22 protein-coding genes and 1 other RNA gene are annotated in these 21622 nt (G+C 26.2%); all 23 read right to left on the reverse strand.

All coding sequences use genetic code 11. The features are described 5' to 3' along the window. Positions 1–12: 12 nt before the first annotated feature. Positions 13–1470 carry a glutamate--tRNA ligase gene (gltX, locus tag HZY83_RS00700; protein WP_179942198.1) on the reverse strand — a complete coding sequence of 486 codons (1458 nt, stop codon included), beginning with the start codon at positions 1468–1470 and terminating at the stop codon, positions 13–15. Between the two features lie 222 nt (positions 1471–1692). Then, a complete protein-coding gene (locus HZY83_RS00705) occupies positions 1693–1917 on the reverse strand; it encodes a hypothetical protein (RefSeq protein WP_179942163.1) in 225 nt (74 codons plus the stop codon). Further along, positions 1877–2368: a prepilin-type N-terminal cleavage/methylation domain-containing protein gene (locus HZY83_RS00710; RefSeq protein ID WP_218925287.1), complete on the reverse strand. Its 492-nt coding sequence runs from the start codon at positions 2366–2368 to the stop codon at positions 1877–1879. Before HZY83_RS00710 ends, HZY83_RS00705 begins: the two co-directional genes overlap by 41 nt. Beyond that, the gene (locus HZY83_RS00715; RefSeq protein WP_179942200.1) at positions 2355–2633 is read right to left on the reverse strand and encodes a type II secretion system protein; all 279 of its coding nucleotides are present in this window, start codon (positions 2631–2633) and stop codon (positions 2355–2357) included. The genes HZY83_RS00710 and HZY83_RS00715 overlap by 14 nt, the downstream gene beginning before the upstream one ends. Beyond that, a complete protein-coding gene (locus HZY83_RS00720) occupies positions 2623–3060 on the reverse strand; it encodes a prepilin-type N-terminal cleavage/methylation domain-containing protein (protein WP_179942201.1) in 438 nt (145 codons plus the stop codon). Before HZY83_RS00720 ends, HZY83_RS00715 begins: the two co-directional genes overlap by 11 nt. Next, positions 3035–3376: a competence type IV pilus major pilin ComGC gene (gene comGC / locus HZY83_RS00725; RefSeq protein ID WP_179942202.1), complete on the reverse strand. Its 342-nt coding sequence runs from the start codon at positions 3374–3376 to the stop codon at positions 3035–3037. Before comGC ends, HZY83_RS00720 begins: the two co-directional genes overlap by 26 nt. Positions 3377–3389: 13 nt before the next feature. Continuing rightward, positions 3390–4355 (reverse strand): competence type IV pilus assembly protein ComGB, encoded by a 966-nt coding sequence (gene comGB / locus HZY83_RS00730; RefSeq protein ID WP_370520020.1) that lies wholly within the window; start codon positions 4353–4355, stop codon positions 3390–3392. Between the two features lie 55 nt (positions 4356–4410). Next, positions 4411–5406: a competence type IV pilus ATPase ComGA gene (gene comGA, locus HZY83_RS00735; protein ID WP_179942203.1), complete on the reverse strand. Its 996-nt coding sequence runs from the start codon at positions 5404–5406 to the stop codon at positions 4411–4413. A gap of 51 nt (positions 5407–5457) precedes the next feature. Continuing rightward, positions 5458–5823 carry a helix-turn-helix domain-containing protein gene (locus tag HZY83_RS00740; RefSeq protein ID WP_179942204.1) on the reverse strand — a complete coding sequence of 122 codons (366 nt, stop codon included), beginning with the start codon at positions 5821–5823 and terminating at the stop codon, positions 5458–5460. A 102-nt stretch (positions 5824–5925) separates the two neighbouring features. Continuing rightward, a complete protein-coding gene (locus HZY83_RS00745; protein ID WP_179942205.1) occupies positions 5926–6693 on the reverse strand; it encodes a tRNA threonylcarbamoyladenosine dehydratase in 768 nt (255 codons plus the stop codon). Between the two features lie 134 nt (positions 6694–6827). After that, positions 6828–7021: non-coding RNA, 6S RNA (gene ssrS, locus HZY83_RS00750), on the reverse strand. Positions 7022–7158: 137 nt separating this feature from the next. After that, complete coding sequence (gene uvrA, locus HZY83_RS00755; RefSeq protein ID WP_179942206.1) at positions 7159–9984, reverse strand: excinuclease ABC subunit UvrA; 2826 nt, start codon at positions 9982–9984, stop codon at positions 7159–7161. Between the two features lie 145 nt (positions 9985–10129). Next, positions 10130–11848, reverse strand: a complete 1719-nt coding sequence (gene cydC, locus HZY83_RS00760; protein ID WP_179942207.1) for a thiol reductant ABC exporter subunit CydC — start codon at positions 11846–11848, stop codon at positions 10130–10132. Further along, positions 11848–13554 (reverse strand): thiol reductant ABC exporter subunit CydD, encoded by a 1707-nt coding sequence (gene cydD, locus HZY83_RS00765; protein WP_179942208.1) that lies wholly within the window; start codon positions 13552–13554, stop codon positions 11848–11850. Before cydD ends, cydC begins: the two co-directional genes overlap by 1 nt. A 3-nt stretch (positions 13555–13557) precedes the next feature. Then, the gene (gene cydB / locus HZY83_RS00770; protein ID WP_179942209.1) at positions 13558–14586 is read right to left on the reverse strand and encodes a cytochrome d ubiquinol oxidase subunit II; all 1029 of its coding nucleotides are present in this window, start codon (positions 14584–14586) and stop codon (positions 13558–13560) included. Between the two features lies 1 nt (position 14587). Further along, positions 14588–15967 (reverse strand): cytochrome ubiquinol oxidase subunit I, encoded by a 1380-nt coding sequence (locus tag HZY83_RS00775; protein WP_179942210.1) that lies wholly within the window; start codon positions 15965–15967, stop codon positions 14588–14590. Between the two features lie 160 nt (positions 15968–16127). Continuing rightward, positions 16128–16475, reverse strand: a complete 348-nt coding sequence (locus HZY83_RS00780) for a DUF1634 domain-containing protein (RefSeq protein ID WP_179942211.1) — start codon at positions 16473–16475, stop codon at positions 16128–16130. Further along, positions 16476–17324, reverse strand: coding sequence for a sulfite exporter TauE/SafE family protein (locus tag HZY83_RS00785; protein ID WP_179942212.1), 849 nt, complete (start codon positions 17322–17324; stop codon positions 16476–16478). Positions 17325–17337: 13 nt separating this feature from the next. After that, the gene (locus HZY83_RS00790; RefSeq protein ID WP_179942213.1) at positions 17338–17973 is read right to left on the reverse strand and encodes a thiamine diphosphokinase; all 636 of its coding nucleotides are present in this window, start codon (positions 17971–17973) and stop codon (positions 17338–17340) included. Between the two features lie 2 nt (positions 17974–17975). Further along, positions 17976–18620: a ribulose-phosphate 3-epimerase gene (gene rpe, locus HZY83_RS00795; protein WP_179942214.1), complete on the reverse strand. Its 645-nt coding sequence runs from the start codon at positions 18618–18620 to the stop codon at positions 17976–17978. A gap of 2 nt (positions 18621–18622) precedes the next feature. Beyond that, positions 18623–19504 (reverse strand): ribosome small subunit-dependent GTPase A, encoded by an 882-nt coding sequence (rsgA, locus tag HZY83_RS00800; RefSeq protein WP_218925288.1) that lies wholly within the window; start codon positions 19502–19504, stop codon positions 18623–18625. Then, positions 19504–19923 carry a YlbF family regulator gene (locus HZY83_RS00805; RefSeq protein WP_179942215.1) on the reverse strand — a complete coding sequence of 140 codons (420 nt, stop codon included), beginning with the start codon at positions 19921–19923 and terminating at the stop codon, positions 19504–19506. The genes rsgA and HZY83_RS00805 overlap by 1 nt, the downstream gene beginning before the upstream one ends. Further along, a complete protein-coding gene (recN, locus tag HZY83_RS00810) occupies positions 19916–21622 on the reverse strand; it encodes a DNA repair protein RecN (protein WP_179942216.1) in 1707 nt (568 codons plus the stop codon). The genes HZY83_RS00805 and recN overlap by 8 nt, the downstream gene beginning before the upstream one ends.

Genomic DNA, 21622 nt, shown 5'->3' on the forward strand with positions numbered 1-21622 from the left:
TAAAATATTTTATTAAATTAAAGAATCTCTTAATCTAGCAACCACTTTTTCTTTTCCTAATAACTCTAAACTAAGATTTAATTCGGGACCGTGCATTTGCCCTGTAGTTGCAACACGTATCGGCATAAATAAATTCTTACCTTTTATTCCTGTTTCTTTTTGAACTTCTTTTATTAATGATTTAATATTATCTGATGAAAATTCTTCTTCTAATTCTAATATTTTATCTATTAATGTTTTAAATACCTCTTTAGAAGAATCTAAACTTAAAATTTCTTTCTCTTCTTCTCCAAATGTTAATTCCTCTTTAAAGAACATACTAGATAAATCAACTATTTCTGCACCAAAACTCATTTGTGGCTGATACAATGCAATTAATTTATTAAACCACTCTTTATTATTTTCAAATTTTTCTTTAGTTATAACATTATTATTAATTAAAAATGGTATAGATAACTCTACTATTCTTTCTAAAGGTTGTTTTTTAATATACTGATTATTTATCCAAGTTAATTTTTGATTATCAAAGAATGCTGGAGATTTACTTAGACGACTTTCATCAAATATTTTCTCAAATTCAGATTTACTAAATATCTCTTCTTCTCCTTCTGGAGACCATCCTAACAACGCTATAAAGTTGAAAATAGCTTCTGGTAAATATCCTAAAGAATCATATTGTTCAATAAATTGAATAATGCTTTCATCTCGTTTTGATAACTTCTTCTTATTTTCGTTAACTATAAGTGTCATATGACCAAAAGTAGGTGCTTTAAATCCTAAAGCTTCATATACTACCAATTGCTTAGGTGTATTTGATATATGATCATCTCCTCTTAAAACATGGGAAATTTCCATCAAATAATCATCAATTGCAACACAGAAATTATAAGTAGCTACTCCGTCATTTTTTAAAATAACAAAATCACCAAAATCTTTTCCTTCAAAACTTAATTCACCTTTAATCATGTCATTAAAACTATAAGTTCTATCTTGCGGAACTCTAATACGAATAGATGGCTTTCTTCCTTCTTTTTCAAAAGCTTCTTGTTCTTCTTTTGTTAAATGAGCATGCTTCCCACTATAACGAGGAGGTAAGCCATTTTTTATTTGTTCTTCTCTTTCCGCTTCTAACTCCTCTGCAGTCATATAACATTTATAAGCCTTGTCTTCAGCAATTAACTGCTCTGCATATTTTTTATAAATATCCAATCTTTCTGACTGTCTGTAAGGTCCAAAATTACCTTCTTTATAAATACCTTCATCGTAGTCTAAACCTAGCCATTTCATATATTGAAGTTGGCTTCTCTCACCTTCTTCTTTGTTACGTTTAAAGTCTGTATCTTCAATTCTTAAAACAAACTCTCCTCCGTAATGTTTAGCAAACAAATAATTAAACAATGCTGTTCGTGCATTACCTATATGCAAATTACCCGTTGGAGATGGGGCATATCTAACTCTTACTTTACTCATTTTTATTCTTCCTCATTTTTTATTTTACATTTAATTATACTATATTAGTAACTTAATCTCAACTAACAAATTAATCATTTTTTAGATATTTTAAAGTTTATCTTGTGAAAAAATTTTAAAAAAAATATTTAATTGTGTACTATAAATATTATAAGCTGAATATTATTTTAAATTATTAAAGTCCCGCCTTAAATAATATATTAAGACAGGACCTTATCGTCATTATCTAGAATCTAATTTATTAGTAATTAATTTATCATAATAATCATTTATATTTTTTAAACTTTGAACCTTATTTACATATATACTAGATACACTGACGATTATTATGACAACTAAGCTTAAAACAAGTAGAGAAACCACTATAGCACTACCTTTATTATTAGTTTTTATATTATCTATTTTACTAATCTTCTTCCTCTCCTTTTTCGGATTCTTTATTTTCATCGGATTGTTCGTTTTTTATTTTTAATTTCAATTTTCTAAGTTTATTTTCTCTATCTCTAATATTAACTGTTAATACTTCATCACTTATATCAAAAGAAAAATCTTTAATATTTTCCAATAGAAGACTATATCCTCTAGCAGAATATTTATCTGGATTTTTTCTCTGTTTATATATCTTCCTGCTAGTAAATACAATTTTGTCTTCAGTATCATCTTTTTCATTTATGAAGTATATGTTTTTTCCTATAATCTCCATTTTAGACGAATTATCATATATTTCAAAAATTTTCTTATGCATCATAGCATACTCATAATCGCTATAATTTAAAAATCTTTTTGATATATTTGAACTTAAATTTATAATATACGATAACAATAATATCAGAATAGATAACAATAACACTGAAATTATTACCTCTATAAAAGTAAATCCTTTATTATTTGTATTCAAGAAAATCACCCGTAACTAAATTTTCTATAGTTGCTCTATTTTCTGTAACAACTATTTTGTAATTATCCCTTATTAGTTCGAACTCTTTATTGTCATTAATAGTTATTTCTTCATACAGTATACATTTTAATTCTAATTTTTGTTCCATATCAGTCAAATTTTCATATTCTAAGACTAAATTAGGTATTAAGAATATTAATATTATAGAGCATATAAATATTCCTACTAAAACTTCTAATAATGTAAAGCCTGAATTATTTTTCATTTACAGTTATATACCCCGTTTCTAAATGTATTATTATTTCATAAGTGCTATTTTTAAATTTTACCAAAATAGTATTAGCGATATTAACATTTCCTCTATTATATCTGAATTTTAAATCTCTATCTCCAGTTCCTGATAAACCATCTGCATTTATATATCTATCTTCTCTTATTGAATCACAGTATACTATGTACTTATTAGATTCTTCAAAGAAATGAATATAGTTGCTTTTATCACTAACTAAACTTCTAGTCTGAACTTTATAAATATCTGATACAATTTCATTCACTGCAAGTCTTTCTTTATATTTATCAAATATTTTTACTGGATTATAAGATAAAATTATAATTATCACACTTATAATAAATAATACACCTATAGTTTCTAATAGGCTAAAACCTTTATTGTTGTAAACTTGCTTTCCCATTACTAATTATCACTGTCTTTCCATTAGGAGCTTTACTAGCTTCATCGACAGAACCTTCTAAATAACCTTTATTTACTAGTTTTTCAAAAGTTACATCTGCATCATTCTCATTAATTTCATATGCTGTAACTTGTGATTGTACTGTTTTTACATACGCTTCTGAACTTTTATCTTTTGCAGTATCCAGATTCTTAGTAATATTAGGGATTATTAATAATAGTAATATTGCTATAATAAAAATTACGATTAACATTTCTATCAATGTAAAACCGTCTTTTTTTGAAAACTTTTTCGAAAATTTTATTAATTTATTCATATTCTTTTCCTTTCTATTTTAATGTACTCGTCATATTAAATATCGGTAATAGTATCGTTAAATATAATCCCATTATGACAAATGCTAATAAAAAGAACAGTATGGGTTGAACTTTTTTTAATCTCGTATCTATTAATTTAATAAACGAATCTAGCATTATATCACTGTATAGTTTCAATTCTTTATCTAACATACTATTTCTTATACCGTGTACTATAAATTTACTAATATTATTATCAAAATAAACTACTTTTTTCACTGCATTTTCAAAATTTTCTCCTAAAATAAGTTCCTTTTCAATTTTCTTAGAAAATACAGTAAAGAAAAAATTATAGTCTTTTTTTATTATTTCCTCTAAAGAAGTTTTTACAGAAAATCCACTCATTAAAAATAGACTAATTTCTGAAGCATATTGATAAGAAAAATAATATTTATAATAAGTATTAATTAAAGGTATTTTAGGAATAATTTTTAAAAAGATATTTGGTTTATATTTAAAAGTATACCAAATATAACAAATAGAAATAATTAATGTAATAAGTAAACCTACAAGTACTTTAGGCAAATAGTATAAGATATTAATAAGTATAGTAACTTGTACATCCATTTTTATATTTGAAGTTGTGTAAATGTTTTGAAATTGAGGGATAACTAATAAATTGAAAATTATAAGAAGGATTATGAGCATTGTAGTTAAAATTGCTGGATAACGAATAGTCTTTAAAATTTTATCTTTCTGATTTTTTTCTATTAATAAATAATTCTCTATTTCTAAAAGCATACTCTCTACTTTGCCGTAATATTCAGCAAACTGCATTCTACTAACTACTGACTGAGGATAAGATAGCTCATCTAAAATATAAGATAATTTTTTCCCTCTCGCCATATCTTCTCTTAGTATTAAAATGCGTTCATCTGGAACATCATATTGAATCATCAAAAATTCTATAGATTCTTCTAGCATATATCCATGCTTAATTAATTAGTGAAGTCTTTTAATAAAATATATTTTATCATCTTTAGATAATAATTTTTTAATATCCCCATTTTTCTTTTTCTTCATGAGATATTATCCTTTCTTTATATGCAATATCAAATTTTTCTTGCATAGTAATAAAATTGACTTCATTTTTATGTAAATAGTTATAGAGAGATTCTTTATCTAAAATTTCTGTTATTAATTGTCTTTCATTATTTTTAGTTTTTACTAATCTTTGAGATATAATACATAATAAAGTTTGTTTTAAATCTTCAAGGCTCACTCCTAAATCCAAGAGCCTATTAATAACACCTACACAATTTTCCGAATGTATCGTTGTTAATAATAGATGTCCAGAATAACTCGCTGTTATTACATACTTAGCTGTTATTTTATCTCTTATTTCACCTACCATTATTACATCAGGATCACAACGTAAAATTGATTTTAAAGCATTATCATAGTTTATTCCTGCTTTTTCGTTAACTTGCATCTGAACTATCTTGTCTATATTTTTCTCGACAGGATCTTCAATAGATATTATTTGTTTATTATAGTTAGAGATATCTTTTGCTAATTTATACATCGAAGTTGATTTTCCACTACCAGTAGGACCGGAAAATACAATTAATCCATTAGCATATTTTTTTAATGAATCAATTTTCTCTATATCTTCTGAAAATAAACTATACTTAACATCATCAATCTCATCAGTAAAAACTCTTATAACACAACCTTCCATAATTTCTGATAAAGGTAGTGTTGAAACTCTTAAATAATATATTTTATTATTAAAGTTGTATTTGAATTTGCCACTTTGAGGGGTTTTATTTAGAGCTATGTCTATATTGGCATTAAATTTTAAAAGGGAAATAACACTTTCTATTTCGTGATTACTTAATTTTATATTTTCTATTAACTCTCCTTGAATTCTAAATTTTATTTTATTAGTGTCATTTAGTGTGGGGTAAATATGAATATCACTTGCTTTATTTTCAATAGCAAAATTTAAAATATCTTGCATTTGTTTTTTTATATTTATAAATATCACCTACCTAAAAAAGAGAGCCTTCATAGACTCTCTTTTGGTAACAACGAATAACTAATTTTGTGCATTACGCTTATTAGAAAAAGAGTATCCACTAAATCTTTCTATTAAATCTTTTATTAATTTAACATCATCAATAGTCAAGTCATTTATTAACTCTATGACTTCTTCGTGAATATCACCTACAATAACATCTCTATTATCACCAGAATAACCCAAAAGTTGATCAATGGTAATCTTATATAAATTAGCTATAGATATAATAGTGTTTATATTAGGCTCATTTCTTCCATATTCCCAGTTAGCATAAACTCCGTGAGATGATAAACCTAATGTGTTAGCTAATTCTACCATTGAATAACCATGTTGTTTTCTTAGTTTTTTTAAGTTGTTAGATAATACAGAATCTTTGGCTTGCATAATTATCCCTCCCCATACAATTTTATTATATAATGTTTAGCAAAAAAAATCAAAGCACTACCAAAAATTATCCATTAATTTTAACAATAAATTTTAGAGTATTTAATTATTTTTTTCTATAGTTCTAATAGTAATATTTTCTAATAAATTTTTATACACATACCCAGCAGCAATCAACCCTGCTACAGATGGACAAAAAGCATTTGATGATGGTGGTGTTTTTACTTTTCTAATATCTGACTTTTGATTTCCTATTTTTGAAATATATTCTTCTTTAGCTATCATTGGGCTCTCCGTTGAATATATTACTGGAACTTTCCCTAAAATTTTATCTTTTTTTAGTTTTAATCTAATAACTTTAGATAACGGACATATTTTTGTTTTTCTTATATCAGAAATTTGAAACTTTGTAGGATCTAATTTATTAGCTGCACCCATTACAGAAATGAATTTTATCTTATTTTTCAAACAATACTTAATTAAATGAATTTTATATGTTACAGTATCACAAGCATCTATTACAAAATCTAGGGGTTTTTCATAAAATTCTTTATAGCTTTCTTCAGTATAAAATTTTTTTAAAGCTATTACTTCACATTCGGGATTTATTGCCAAAATTCTTTTTTTCATTTCTTCTACTTTACTATTCCCTACCGTTAGAGTATTAGCATGTATCTGCCTATTTACATTAGTTATATCAATATCATCTTTATCCATAAGTACTAAAGATCCAATTCCACTTCTAGCTAAAGCTTCCGCTGCAAAAGAACCTACTCCACCTATTCCTAAAATTGCTACTCTACTTTTTTTTAATATATCTAAACCTTCTTGGCCAATTACTAATTCATTTCTTGAAAATTGATGTAACACCTTTACCTCCTGCTTATTTTATACTATTGTTATTATAAAAGAAAATTTATTACTTATTTATCAAATATTGTAAATTTATATTTATTATGTAATAAAAATTTACAACTAAAAAATGACTTAGACAAGCTCTAAGTCATCAGACCGAAGTATCGTAGAAACTTATAAAATTTGGTCCTGATATAATCAGGTGGGTATAATAGCACTACTTTCTTTAGTCTTAGCGTCATAAAAAGAGGCCAAGCATATAATACTTATAGATGATTCTTATTCCCTTAGAGAAAGTGTTAGGCCCGAATATAGATAAGCCCTACGAATACTCAAGTTCTATAAATATATTTTATCATATTTTTTTATTCTTAACAATATATTTTTAAAATTTTTAACAATTAATTATAATTCAGTTATAATTAATTAATTTTGTTCAAAGCTGATATAATCATATTTTATAAATTTTTCTGTAAAAATTTATAGTAATTTTCTAAGGAATTGTCCTGTATAACTCTCTGTTATTGTAGCTAGTTTTTCAGGAGAACATTCTGCTAATATTTTACCTCCACCTTGACCACCTTCTGGACCTAAATCTATTAAATGATCACAACATTTTATAACATCTAAATTATGCTCTATAACTACAACTGTATTGCCTCCGTCTACTAACTTATCAATAATTTTAATTAATCTGCTTATATCATCAATATGTAGCCCGGTAGTGGGTTCATCTAAAATATATAATGTTTTTCCAGTAGATTTTTTATAAAGCTCACTTGCTAATTTAACCCTTTGAGCTTCTCCACCAGATAATGTAGTAGCACTTTGACCTAAACAAATATATTCTAATCCTACATCAACCATTGTTTGAATTTTATTTTGTATTTTGGGTATATTACTAAAAAATTCTGCTGCCTCTCCTACTGTCATATCTAAGACGTCACTTATAGTTTTCCCTTTGTACTTAACTTCTAAAGTTTCTCTATTATATCTCTTACCGTTACAAACTTCACAAGGAACATAGACATCTGGTAAAAAATGCATTTCAATTTTCAAAATTCCATCTCCTGTACAAGCTTCACAACGTCCTCCCTTAACATTGAAACTAAATCTACCTTTTTTATAGCCTCTCAACTTAGCTTCATTAGTAGTTGCATATAAATCTCTTATATCATCAAATACACCTATATATGTTGCAGGATTACTTCTAGGCGTTCTACCTATTGGACTTTGATCAATATCTATTACTTTATCAATATTTTCTGTAACACCTTTTACACTTTTTACTACACTAGTATCTATGTCTTCCTTATTTAAAATATTTTTAACTGATTTATACAATATCTCATTTACTAATGTTGACTTGCCACTTCCTGAAACTCCAGTAACGCCTATAAATTTTCCTAAAGGAATTTTTACATTAACATTTTTCAAATTGTTTTGACTAGCTTTTTTTATTTCTATAAAATTACCATTACCTAATCTTCTATTTTTAGGAACTTCTATTTTTTTTCTACCTGAAAGATAAGCACCGGTTATAGAATTCATATTATCCATTATTTCTTTTGGTGTCCCAGTAGCTATAACCTCTCCACCATGATCTCCTGCTTTAGGGCCTATATCTACAATATAATCACACGCTAGCATTGTATCCTCGTCGTGTTCAACAACCAAAACAGTATTACCTAAATCTCTCATTGATATCATAGTATTAATTAATTTTTCATTATCTCTTTGATGTAATCCAATAGATGGTTCATCTAAAATATATGTTACTCCCATTAATTTTGATCCTATTTGAGTAGCTAATCTAATTCGTTGAGCTTCCCCTCCAGATAATGTTCCTGACGATCTATCTAACGTTAAATAATCCAATCCTACATCATTCAAAAATTTTAAGCGAGAAGTTATTTCTTTTAGCACTAATTTAGCTATTGTAAAATCTTTATCACTTAATTGTATATTTGTAAAAAAGTCATAACTATCCTTTATAGACATTTTACAAATATCTGCTATATTATTTTTAGCAACGTATACTGATAATATTTCTGATTTCAATCTCTGACCCTTACAAGTTTTACATTTATCTTCCTTTATATATTTAGCCATAGCTTCTCGTGAAGTTCTTGTCATTCCCGATGTATAACGTCTATATATAATACTAACTATTCCTTCAAAATAAGTCATTCTTGTTCTAGTAATACCCTCATCACTAACATATTGATGCATTATTTCTGTTTCTTTATCTCCATAAAAAATTACATCTTGCTGTTCTTTAGGAAGCTTTTTAAATGTTGTTGTCATATCAATATTAAATTTTTCACAAACTGCCTTAATTAGACTAGGATAATAAACTGATGTAGCATTATTAAATAATAATATTGCTCCATCGTTAATAGATATATCCCAATCTATTATTTTATTAATATCCACAGTTTCATGCATTCCTAACCCATCACATTCTGAACATGCTCCTTGAGGATTATTAAATGAGAATATTCTTGGCTCAAGATCTCCTATTGTAAAATCACAATATTTACAACTATGCTTAGTAGAATATAAATATACTTTATTTTCTTTAATATCTTCAATTTCTACTAATCCATTATCAGATAAATTTAATGAAGTTTCTATTGAATCTGCTAATCTACTTTGAATATCATCTTTTACTATTATTCTATCAACTACTACACTTATACTATGTTTTTTATTTTTTTCTAGATTCGGCAATGAATCTGACTCATAATTTTCTCCATCTACTTTAAAACGCAAATAACCGTCTTTTATTAATTTTTCAAAAACTTTCTTGTGAGTTCCTTTTTTTTCTTTTACGATAGGAGCTATTACTTGAATTCTACTTTTTTCTGGTAATTTTAAAACAGAATCTACTATTTGACTAACTGAACTACTTTCTATTTTTATATTATGATTCGAACAATATATCTCTCCTATACGTGCATATAATAGTCTTAAATAATCATATATCTCTGTAACTGTAGCTACAGTAGAACGAGGATTTTTAGAAGTTGTTTTTTGATTAATGGATATAGCTGGTGATAATCCTTCTATTAAGTCAACATCTGGCTTATCAACATTACCTAAAAATTGTCTAGCATAAGCACTCAAACTTTCTACATATCTTCTTTGTCCCTCTGCATATATAGTATCAAATGCTAAAGAACTTTTTCCACTACCACTAAGCCCTGTAATAACTACAAATTTATCACGTGGTATTTCTAAATTTATATTTTTCAAATTATTTTCTCGTGCACCTTGAATAACAATTTTATTTTTCTTCTGCATATTATAACTCTTCCCATCTTACATTATATTTCTATATAATAACATAGTTCTATTAATTTTTCATTAAATCAAAACAACAAAAATACACTCTATTGTTATAAATAACAATAGAGTGTATAAAATTTTAATAACAAAATAAATTTAATTAATAACCCATATCTAAATCATAAAGTTTTTTATATTTACTATTCGTTCTATATAACTCTTCATGATTTCCTTCCATTTCAACTTTACCATCTTTAATAAAAATGATTTTATCCATATCTTCTATAGAATTCATATGGTGTGTTATCCATAAAATTGTTTTATCCTTACTATTTTCAAAAATAGTTTTCAATAAATCTTTTTCCGTTTTTGGATCTAATCCAACAGTAGGCTCATCTAACAACAGTAACTCATTGTTTTGAATTAACGTTCTTGCAAAAGCAAGACGTTGGCGTTCACCACCAGAAAATCTTCCACCAGATTCATACACACTTGTATCTAATTTATTAGGTAATTTCTCAATTAAATTTTTAATCTGAACTTTCTCTAAACTATCTTTTATATTGGATTCATCATAATTATCATCTAATACAGCTAATTCGATATTTTCCTTGATAGACATATCAAATAAATATGGTTTTTGGTTTAATAAAGAAATCTTACTACCTAACAATTTTTCGTTAGGTTCATAACCCATAATAGATATCTTACCTTGATAATCAGTATAAGTTCCTGTTAGTAATTTTATTAATGTAGACTTTCCTACTCCGCTACGTCCTAAAATAGCTACCTTCTCTCCAGATTTAATACTTAAATTTAAGTCTTTTAACACTGGTGTTCTATCGTCATACGAAAAGCTAACATTATTTACTTCTATTATGTGGTCACTTTCTTCTTTTTTCAAATTATTATCAGTTATATTTTTTTCTTCGCTATAAAAATTTTTAACTCTATCTATAGAAACTTGATAAGCTGGTATTTGTGATATAGCATCTCCAGTCATAACTACTACTGATAATACTGACAAAGTAACCATACAAAAAGATGCTATATAAACATTTTCTATTGTGTTATTTATTATCATATTTTTACAACTGTAAATCATTAGTAATGCAACTGCAGCTGCCAATATTTGAACTAATACTTCTCTTAAATGTATAAAAATTTTAGTTTTATGTTCTTTCTTTAATAAAACATCTTCTTTTTCTTTATATCCTTTTATAAATTCTTTTTCTTTACTAGCAGAAACTAAGTCAGATATTCCAAATATAGCATTTGTAAAATCTTTATATAACTCATATTTTGCATTTTTCATAACAGTCAAATTATTTTTAGTAACTATTAACGACATAAAAGGAATAATAAATATTATAAATAATCCAAAAAGCGTAGCTAATAATGCATATGATACATCATATCCAAACATTACAGTAATAAATATTACATAAAGTAATAATGATATAACACTAGGAAATATGCTCTTTAAATATACATTTTGTAGATGTTCTATATCTTCAGATATAAGCCCCAATAAATCACCTGATTTATAACTTCTTTTTAATCTTAATGCCATAGGTTCTAAAATTATATATACTTTACTTCTCATTTTTTCAATAATTTTTAAAACTAAATCATGACTTACCAATCTTTGAATGTAAGAAAATACTGATTGAGATAAAGAGAATGTTCTTGTAAGTACTGTAGGAACTTGTAACATCAATATATTACCTATTTTTAGTGAAGATTTACTTATCAAAAAACCAGAAACATACATTAATGCTGCTCCACTCATTGCAGAAAGTAAGCCTAAAATTATTATTAAAGCCATTTGACTTTTATTTCTTTTTATATCTTTTAAGATTAATGAATTTTGTTTCATTACTTACCTCCTATCAATACAGATTTTAATTTATCATATTTAAAAGAATTTCTATAGATATCTAATTTTTCGAAATCTACAATTTTTCCTTTATCCATATGAACTATATAATCCATATTATTCAACCAATGCAGTCTATGTGTTGCAATAATTACTGTCTTATCTTCAAATAATGTCAATAATTTTTCTTTTATTTCAAATTCTGTTTCTATATCTAAATGACTCGTTGGTTCGTCTAAAATAATTATTTTATGATCACTTAGTAATGATCTTGCTATAGCTATTCTTTGTGCTTGACCACCACTTAACTCTAAACCACCTTCTCCTATTAAGGTATCATATTTATTATCTAATTTCTCAATAAAATCAGTTAATCCTACAATACTACATATTTCTTTTAAACGCTCTTCTGATACCTTACTTTTAGCATAAAATAAGATATTTTCTTTAATTGACATAGGAAATATATAAGGAAATTGTGAAATATATGATATATTACTTATCCAATTAGAATTTTTAAGCTCTATATCTTCATTGTTTAATTTTATAATACCTTCAGTAGGTTCTAAAAAGCTTGCTAATATCGAAATCAAAGTAGTTTTTCCACTACCACTATGACCTACAATACAAATCTTATCACCATTATTTATAGTTAAATTAATATCTTTTAGTATAATACTATTTTCTTTTTTTACTTCTACATTTTCTAAACTTATTGATTCAAAACTTTTAATATCTTTAAATTTATTTTTAAAGTTTGGTTTACTTTCTATTATTCTAAGTAATTCTTCATATGCTACCTGACCATTTAATGAAGCATGATAATCTGTTGCAGCTTGCTTCATAGGCAGGAAAAATTCAGGGGCTATAAGCAATACAGTAAGAGATGGTAATAAATATACATCTCCTTCTAATAGCAATATACCTAATCTAACTGCCAAAAATGCAATAGCCAAAGTAGTTAAGATATCCAATGCAAAACTATTTAAAAATGCATATTTTAATGTAGTCATTGTACTTTTTCTATATTCTTTATTTTTTTCTTCCATTACTGGTAAATAATTTTTACTAATACCTAAAAATTTTAAGCTTTCAATACCTCTTATGGTATCTATAAAATTATTTGATAACATTCTATATTTCTTATATTGCTTATCTGCCATATCTCTAGCAGTAACTCCAAGTAATATCATAAAAATAACTATAACTGGTAAAAATGAAGAAATCATTATGGCAGAAATACGATCTGTATAAAAAATAAAAAATACTATAAAAGTAGGAATTATTACACTTCTAATTCTTTTTGATACATTTAACTCAAAAAAATTTTTTACTTGTCCTATACCCTCAATTGATAATGTAACAGATTTTCCAGTTCCTTCTTTTTGAACAAAATCTAATCCGTTAGTTAAATAACTATTAAGAAGATTATATCTTAATTTTTTTTCCAATTTAACTGCTTCTAATTCTGTAAAATATTGTTGTAAATGTAAAAATACTGTTCTCAGTATATAACCTATGAAAAATAAAAATGCTTCTTTTTCTATATTATAATTACCATCAAATAAAAATACTATAGCTTTAGCTAAAAAAGCAGTTTGTACAACTATACAAACTGCTTCTAGTATTGACAAAATTAATAATAGAAAATTTAAGCTATTTTTCACAGGAAGTTTTACTTTTTTCTTCCTAGCTTTTTTTATCATTAATTAATACTCCAATTTATCATCTTTCTTAAGTCTTTGTCTGAATACATAGTAAGACCATACTTGATACCCTAAAACAAAAGGTAACATAAAGCATGCAATTATTGTCATAAGTTTTAATGTGTATTCACCACTAGCCGCATCATATATGAATAATGATTTAGATACATCTTCACTATTGATAATAGCTCTTGGAAATAATCCTACAAAAACACTAATTGTTAAAAATCCTAACGTAGCTCCTGTTGATAAAAATGCCATTAAATCTTTACCTTGTTTATTTTGAACAAAAGATAAAACAAAGCAAGCTACTGCAATTAATGCTAGTACTAATCCTATGTAATAATTTCTTGTAAATATATCTGTTTTAAATAATGCCCAAACTGCAAAAATTAAAGTTACTACAGCTGCAAATGGAAATAATAAACTAGATGCATTTCTAGCTCCTTGACGTAAATCCCCTTCTGTTTTTAGAGCTAAGAATTGTGCCCCATGAACTAACATAAGAAGTAACATCATTATACCACCTAACACTGTAAATGGTGATAATAAACCTAAAAATCCTTCTGTTAAAGATTTATTCTCGTCAAGTTTAGCTCCAGTCATAAAATTAGCTACTGCTACCCCCCATAAAATTGGAGGAAGAATACTTCCTATTAGCATCGCCAGATCAAATGCCTTAATCCACTTTTTATTATCTCCTAATTTCCCTCTAAATTCAAACGAAACACCTCGTAGAATTAAAGCTACCAACATTAAGACAAAAGCTATATAATATCCACTAAATAGCTTTCCATACCAAATAGGGAAAGCTGCAAACATAGCTCCTCCACCTGTTAACAACCAAACTTCATTTGCATCCCAGAAAGGACCTATAGTATTAAAATAAACTCTTTTTTCTAAATCATTACGTCCTAGTAATTGAGATAATACTCCTACTCCAAAATCATAACCTTCTAGAATAAAAAATCCAGTGAATAATACTGTTATTAAAATAAACCATATATTGGGTAATGCTACTGACCAATCCATACTATATTACCTCCTCTACAGTTGATTCTTTTTTCTTCATCATATATCTAAATAAGATAAATTGTGCTAACCCTAAAATTGTATATAATGCACAGAATACAATTAACGAGAATAGTACTGAATTAGCTGATATAGGAGAAACTCCTACACTAGTTGGCATTAAGCCAAATATTATAAATGGTTGACGTCCCATCTCTGCCATAATCCATCCTGATGCAGCTGCTAATTCTGCAAATAATATAGTCCATGGCATAACTTTTAAGAACCATTTGCTTTCATTTTTATTTTTTCTAAATGCATAATAAGTACCAATTAATCCTAATATGAATAATAATGTACCTACTCCTGACATTAATCTAAATGTATAGAATATTAATGTGACTTCAGGAATGTAATTTAAATGTTCTCCTACTACAGGATAATATTTTTCATCCATTTCTGCTTGTAAGGTTTTCATTCCTTTTAAAGATCCTTCAAATTTATCATATGATAAAAAGCTTAGCAATCCTGGCACTTCTAAAATTGGCTCTGATGATTGTTGTTTTTCATTAATTTTAGCTAAAACTGTAAATGGTGCTGGATCAGAAGAATCTTCATAAAGTGCCTCAGCTGCAGCAACTTTCATTGGGTATTCACGTACCAAATATTGCATTTGAGAGTGTCCACTCCATAATAATGCTACAGATCCAATAAGACCCGCAACTATAGAAACTTTAAAAGCTTTTCTAAACATTGTAACTTCATGTTTTCTACTAATTTTCCAACATGCTATACCTGCGATTAAAAACGCACCTATAGTCAATGATGTAGCTATTACGTGTGGGAATTGATTCCACAAGTAGCTGTTTGTAATAATTGCCCAGAAATCAATCATCTCTGCTTTTTTACCAATTACATCATTTTCAACTATTTTAAACCCTACTGGACGTTGCATAAACGAGTTCGCTGATAAGATCCAGAATGCTGATAAAATAGTACCTATAGATACTAGCCATATACACATAGCATGTAATTTCTTATTAATTTTCTCCCATGAGAAAATCCAAATTCCAATAAACGTAGATTCTAAATAGAATGCTAATAATGCTTCTACTGCTAATGAAGGTCCGAAAACATCACCTACAAATGAAGAATACTCAGACCAGTTCATACCGAATTGGAATTCTTGTAAAATACCTGTTACTACACCTACTGCAAAGTTAATTAAAAATAAATGTCCAAAGAATTTTGTTATTCTTTTATAATGTTCATCACCTGTTCTAACGTACATTGTTTCAAATAAAGCAACTAAAAATACCATACCGATAGTTATTGGTACGAAGAAAAAGTGAAATATTGTTGTTGCAGCAAATTGTAACCTAGAAAGTAATAATAAATCCACTTTAATTTCCTCCTTACAATTTATATTAAATAATAAATAAAAAAATTATTACACTTTAATTGTAATATATTGTAGTGTAATAATAAATAAAAATAACTTATTTTAAGTATATTTTAGAAAAACAATCATCAAACAGACACACTTTAGACACATTTTCTGTTTACAAATGAGTTGCCCCTAAAAATAAGCTTATAGCTAGTACTATTAATATTATAAAGCATATAGAAATATAAGTATAATTTTTCTCAATATAATACTGTATTAACATACAAAATACTCTAATAATAGGAGTAAGAATAAGAATAAATATCCCTAGCATTAAAAATGCTCTAGCATCAAAATTAATTAAATCATATTTTAATATTTTAAAATCATAATGCTCCAAATCATATGTAAAATCATTATTTATAATAGACAAAATTATTCCTATAATTATACAAATAGAACTAATTATTACCCCTGTTACTAAGACAAAAGATATTCTTTTAGCCATAATATCATTATTCATCTATATTACCCCCAATCCTTTTAGAAACATATTTATAACGGTAAACAATAAAATTGGTAGAAATATTAATCTAGTATATTTTGCATTAATATTTTGCATAACTATAGCACCACTTCTTGAACCTATTAAAGAACCTAGGGCAACCGGACCAACAATATAAGGATCTATAGTCCCATTAAAGAAATATATTAAAGCACTAGCACAAGCAGTTACTCCCATCATAAAATTACTAGTAGCTGTACTTGCTTTAATAGGTAATTTCATATAATTATCTAATGCTATAACTTTAAAAGTTCCACTACCTATCCCCAACAAGCCACTTGCTAAACCTGCTCCAAACATAACCAATGAACCTTGCGGTACATTAGTTACATTGTATTCTATATTTTTATTTTCTGCTTTATCATAATAATGAGAAGCAAAACCTAATTTTTCAGAATATTTATCATTTTCTACTTTTTCATCTTTAACATTTATTTTTTTTATTATTCCAGATTTCTTCAACATCCCATAAAAAGCATTAGCTAAAATTAAAGAGAAAAATATATATAGATATTTAGATGAGAAAATTCCAGAAACTATTGCTCCAATAACTCCTCCTATCGTAGTAAATATTTCTAAAAACAGTCCTATTTTCATATTAGATAAACCATCTTTCACAAATGCAACAGCTGCCCCACTACTTGTTGCAATTACTGCAACTATACTAGCACCTATAGCATATTTTATGTCTATATCAAATAAAATTGTTAGAACAGGAGTAATTATCAATCCTCCTCCTAATCCTATTAGTGAACCTATAAATCCTGCAAAACACGATAATATTATTAAATAGATTATATCTGTCATTCTATTCTCCTTGCTAATCCTTAGCATAAATTACTAAACATTCTTTATTAGTTATTAATTCAATATCTTTACTTTCCACAAACTCATTACTCGTTGCACTAGGCCTAATAAGTGATAGAGTTAAAATTTCTGCATTATACTTAGCATTTTTTATATTTATAATAGTATTTTCATAGATAGGAACAAAAGATATATACTTATAAGATATTTTATTTTTAATAACATGTTTACCTTTTTGTACTACATACATATAATTATTGTCATCTATTATAGTTAAATTTAATTGCTTATACTTAGGATTATTAAGTAATAGCATATTTCCATAAAAATGATCAAGACGTTTCCCTGTTGCACCATAAATTGTAACTTTTTGTATATTAGGAAAATCTTTTATAATTTCTTCTAAAGCAAATTCTCCATCTGTTAAATTTTGACTATGTTTTTTTCTAAATATAATATTTTTGCTATCAAATATAGAAATAGAAGTTAAAGAATCAAAATCTCCATAAACTGCTAGAGGAGTTATACCATTATGTAATAAATAATCTAATCCTGAATCTACTGCACACCAATTTTTCATTTTTGGTAAAAATTTAGGAGCTAAGCCACCAAACATTAAATTCAATTCTGTTACTTGTAATCTATCCATAACTATTTCAATAACTCTTTTAAAGTATTCTCTTTATTTTCTGCACCAAATAGAAACGATCCACACACCAAAAGATCTGCTCCCGCTTCTCTACATTTTTTAGATGTTTGAATATTTATACCTCCATCTACTTCTATTAAAAACGTATAGTTACTTTCTTTACGAATAGTATCTAATTCTTTTATCTTATTTAACATTTCTGGAATAAACCTTTGTCCTCCAAAACCAGGATTTACTGTCATTATTAACACATAATCAACTTTATGTAATAAGTATTTTATTGAATTAATAGGTGTATGTGGATTTAAAACTATTCCAGCTTTTTTCCCTTTGTCCTTTATTAATTGTAATATTCTATCAGCATGGTTTGTTGTCTCGATATGAAAAGATACCATATCAGCACCTATATCACAGAACTTTTCTACATAAAGTTCTGGATTATTTATCATTAAATGTACATCAAATACACTATTAGAAATTTTTCTTATTGATTCTATAATAGGAAAACCTAGGGATATATTAGGAACAAAATTCCCATCCATAACATCTATATGAAAATAATCTACTCCTAAGCTTTCCATATTTTTGATATCTCTTTCTAAATTAGCAAAATCTGCTGATAAAATAGACGGTAATATCTTTTTCATAATTAATATCTCCTTTTTTGTTCTTTTTTTTCATTAAACATATTTTTATAATTTTCATATCTATCGAAATATTTATTGCAATCATTTTCTAACTCTATTTTTATTTGGCAACTTGGCTCATCAATATGATTACAAGTTTGATATTTACAATTTGTAGCACTAAACTCTTTGAACAAGTATTTAATATCTTCTTTATATATAAAAGTAATATCTAAAGATGAAAATCCTGGTGTATCAGCAATGTAAAAATCATCTATTTTATGAAATTCTGTATGTCTTGTAGTGTGTTTACCTCTTCCTAAAGCTTTTGAAATTTTTGCTGTTTCTATGTTAAGTACACCATTGGATAAATTATTAATAAATGTAGATTTTCCGCTTCCTGATTGCCCTGAAATAGAAATAAATTTATTACTAACAATAGTTTTAAATTTAGCTATATCTTCACTAGAGTTTGTTAGTACAACATACCCTATTTCTTTGTAATAATCCATAATAGAGTTAAATTTTTTCAAATATTCATCAGACAAAAGGTCTAATTTAGTAAAGATTATAATACTAGGTACTGAACTATACTCCGCTAAAACTACCATTTTATCTAAAAGCTTGCTAGAAAAATCTGGATCTTTTACAGATGTTACAATTACATTATAGTCTATATTAGCAACTTTAGGTCTTAATAATTCATTATCTCTTTCTTTTATAGTCGTAATATAGCCAATAGAGTCATCTTCAATTTTTACATTTACTATATCTCCTACTAAAGGTGTAATGTTATTATTCCTAAAGTTTCCTCTAGCTCTACTGGTAATAATATCTCCATTTTCTAATAATATATAATAAAAACCACTTAACGATTTAATAATTTTTCCTGTTTCTTCTATCATTATTCTCCTTTAATATTACAGTTACAAGCTATACAATTTCTCGATAAAATATCACTCTGTTTAATCTCTATATTATTAGAAAAATTTCTTGATATTGAGTCAATTATATCATCTAAAATATCTTGTAATTTTCTTTCTGTATTGCTTAATTGAATAACTTCCGGTATGTCATAGAAATATTTCTTTAATTCATTATATTGCTTATTTTTCTCTATATATTCTATACTGTAAATACTATACTTTGCATTTATTAATTCTAATTTTTTTTTTATTTTCAAAATTTTATTATAAGTTTCTAATGCCACTTTATTTTTATTATAATTTCTCATAGCATTAATATAGTCATTATAATATTCAGATTTATATATTTTTTTTAGAAATTCATCTAAAGCGTCATATACATCTAAATAATTAGTCATAATTAAGCACCCTCTTAGTTATCTCTTCTCTAGTAAAATTAGATATTTCTTCCATTTCCAAAGCATGCTGTAAAGATAATTTAGTTTTTGTAGTTCCAGACATCATACGAGCTACTTCTTCTACTTTTTCTTTGGAAGTCAGAACTTTTATTGTAGATATAGTTCTTTCATCAACAACTTCTTTAATTATTAATAAGTTATTATCAGCAAGTGAAGTTGTCTGAGGTAAATGAGATATACATAAAACTTGTGATTTAACAGCTAACTGATACATTTTTTCCGCCATACGTTGCGAAACTCTACCACTAACTCCTGTATCAATTTCATCAAATATTATAGAAATAGCATCTATACTACTAGAAAAAATAATTTTTAGTGCTAACATTATTCTAGACAATTCTCCTCCAGAAGCAACTTTTGATAATGATTTTAAAGGTTCTCCATAATTTGCACTTATAAGTATTTTAATATTATCCTTTCCGTCATTAGAATAATCTTTTTCTTTAAAATCAATTTTTATAATACTTTTTTCCATACATAAAAATTTCAATTCTTCTTGAATTTTTGTTTCTAATTCTTTTGCAACATCTTTTCTAATATTAGTTAATTTATCCGCTAATAATTTAAGTTCTGCTTCTAGTTTAGATTGATTTTCAATATAGTGACTAACATTTTCTTCGTAATTCTCTAAATCATAAAGTTCTTGTTTTATGTTTTCTTTAAATAAAATTAATTCATTTAAAGATTTTGAATATTTTTTCTCTAATGATTTTATTTTTGATAATCTAAATTCTACTTCATTTAGCCTGTTTTCATCATATTCTATATGATTATTGAATCTAGATAAATCATATTGTAAATCTTCTAAAATATAATATAAATTAGTTATTTCTTCGCTTTTTTCTTCAAAGTTATTATTATACTTACTTAATTTGTTTAAATTCTCTTTAATATTATACAAAGATGTAAGAACTCCATAGTCGCTAGATAAATCTTCTGATATTGCATATGTTATAGTATTTATTTTTTCATAGTTTTGCAAATAATCTATTTCTTCTTGTAGTGAAATATCCTCATCTTTTTCTAATTCTAATGAATCTATTTCTTCATATTGATACTTTAAAAAATCAATTTTTTGTAATACTTCACTTTCTTGATTCTTAAGTATATTTATTTTTTCTGTAATAGTTTTATACTCTTTATACTTTTCTTTATAGCTACTCATAGTAGTATATAAATTATCTTTTCCATAAGAATCTAATAATGCTATATGATTTTTTTCAACTAATAATATTTGATTATCATGTTGTTCATGAATATCTAATAAGTATGAAGTGATATTTTTTAATGTCGTTAAATTTACTATTGTATTGTTAACTCTACAAACACTTTTTCCACTACTATAAATATCTCTTCTAATAATAATTACATCTTCATCTATTTCTATATCTAACTCTTCTAATATTCTAGTCAAGTTATCATTACTTGGAAAATCAAATATACCTTCTACAGTTGCTTTATCCTCTCCGTGCCTTATATATGAAGTAGAAGTTCTTTGTCCTGATAATTGAGAAATAGCAGCTAGTAGCATAGATTTTCCTGCTCCAGTTTCTCCACTCAAAACAGTTAATCCTCTTCCCAATTCCAAAGTAGCATTCTCTATAATACCAAATTGTTTTATATTTAATTGTATTAACAT

It is taken from the genome of Gemella sp. GH3, assembly GCF_013415425.1.
In the GTDB taxonomy this organism is placed as follows: Bacteria; Bacillota; Bacilli; order Staphylococcales; family Gemellaceae; genus Gemelliphila.